The organism is Polaromonas sp. P1_E1_2, assembly GCF_056406035.1.
This window is the reverse complement of record NZ_JBFUAZ010000739.1, coordinates 1-1,800: the sequence shown is the minus strand read 5'-3', so window position 1 is coordinate 1,800 and position 1,800 is coordinate 1. Positions and strand designations below refer to the sequence as shown.

The following is a 1,800-nucleotide window of genomic DNA, read 5'->3' as shown; positions in this document are numbered from 1 at the left end:
GAATTCTTCGGCCTCGCTGACGTCCACCACCACCGCTTTTTCGCGGTTGATCAGCTGTACGGCGCCGCTCGCCGTGAGCGCGCCAGCGTTCATGGCGCCGGAAATCATGGGCCAAACCAGCATGCCGCCCGAGGCGACCGCTATCGAAATCAGCATCCAGTTATCGATCAGAAATTTCACGTTGTACCCTTTGTGTGTCTTGGAGCGCTTTTTCAGCGAACCCATGATTTTAGAGCCTGTCTACGATCTAAACGGGTCGCGTTGGGGTGCAATCGGGATGAGTGAGCCGACCGGGCACGCCGCATGGGCTAATGCCCATGCAAGGGGCTGGGGGGCTCAATCGCCCGATTTCACCCCCAACCCGGAGGGCAAGCACCTTCTCGGGCGGTCTGCGGCGTTGCGGCGCTAACCCATAGCTAAGCTATGGGCAGCACACCGCGCCTTGCATCCCATCCCGAGAAGATGCTTGCGCGGCCCTTTTAGATCGTAGACAGGCTCTTAAAATAGAGGGAGAAAACGCCCTGCCGGCGGCCCTCCTTATTCCCTTTTTTCCACTCCTCACCCTTCCCACCATGTACAAACTCGTGCTCATCCGCCACGGCGAATCGATCTGGAACCTTGAAAACCGCTTCACCGGCTGGGCCGACGTTGACCTCACCGAAACCGGCATCGAACAGGCCAAAAACGCCGGCAAACTGCTCAAAACCGAAGGTTATGACTTTGACGTGGCCTATACCAGCGTGCTCAAGCGCGCGACCCGCACGCTCTGGCACACGCTGGACGAAATGGACCGTACCTGGCTGCCCGTAGTGCACAGCTGGCGTCTCAACGAACGGCATTACGGTGCCCTGCAGGGGTTGAACAAGGCCGAAACAGCGAAAAAATTCGGCGACGAGCAGGTGCTGATCTGGCGCCGCAGCTATGACACGCCGCCCCCGGCGCTTGATGCCGCCGACGAGCGCTGCGAACGCAACGACCCGCGCTACGCCAGGCTGCAGCCCGGTCAGGTGCCGCTGACTGAATGCCTCAAAGACACGGTGAACCGCGTCCTGCCATTCTGGAATGAGTCCATGGCGCCGGCCATCAAGGCAGGCAAGCGTATTGTGGTGGCGGCCCACGGCAATTCCATCCGCGCCCTGGTGAAGTATCTGGACAACATCTCCGACAGTGACATCGTGGGACTCAACATTCCCAATGGCATCCCGCTGGTCTATGAGCTGGACGCCGAATTGCGGCCCTTGCGCCATTACTACCTCGGTGATAGTGAGGCCGCTGCCAAGGCGGCAGCGGCCGTGGGTGCGCAAGGCAAGGCTTGAGGGGCAATTCAGTGACTCCCGGCAGTCCTGCGGGAGCCATTCTTGTAAAAGTCCTGTAAAAGCTGGCTGATTTGGCTCTTTTGCGGCGCCAGGCCGCACGAATGGCGGAACTGTGGCGACCGGCCTTTCTCCAAGGTGTATATTGCTTCACATAGGGGGAGCAGGGGCTCTTCAACAGGTTTACGAAGGTATTTTCTATGGGTCAGAAGCTCAAGATAGCAGGCTGGATTTCAATTGGTGCCGTGGCTGGAGCCCTCACCACCGTACAGCTGCAAGCCGTGGCCCGTGGCGGCCTGGCACCCCTTCCGCTGGAAGAACTGCAGCAACTCGCAGCCGTTTTTGGCATGGTCAAGACGGACTACGTGGAACCGGTGGACGAGAAAAAACTCATCACCGACGCCATTTCCGGCATGGTGGCCAGTCTTGATCCGCACTCGGTTTACTTCGACAAAAAGTCGTTCAAGGAATTCCGGGAAGGCACCAC

At 59.1% G+C, this 1,800-nt stretch carries 1 protein-coding gene and 2 pseudogenes; 2 read left to right on the top strand and 1 reads right to left on the bottom strand.

Translation table 11 applies throughout. The annotated features are described in order from the left end of the window. A pseudogene (locus AC1D1P_RS22360) lies at positions 1–180 on the bottom strand (rhodanese-like domain-containing protein); the annotation flags it as partial. A 392-nt stretch (positions 181–572) separates the two neighbouring features. Here AC1D1P_RS22360 and gpmA point away from each other — a divergent pair. Beyond that, entirely contained in the window at positions 573–1,316 is a 744-nt protein-coding gene (gene gpmA / locus AC1D1P_RS22355) for a 2,3-diphosphoglycerate-dependent phosphoglycerate mutase (protein WP_477674495.1), read from the top strand. A 197-nt stretch (positions 1,317–1,513) separates the two neighbouring features. After that, a pseudogene (locus AC1D1P_RS22350) lies at positions 1,514–1,800 on the top strand (S41 family peptidase); the annotation flags it as partial.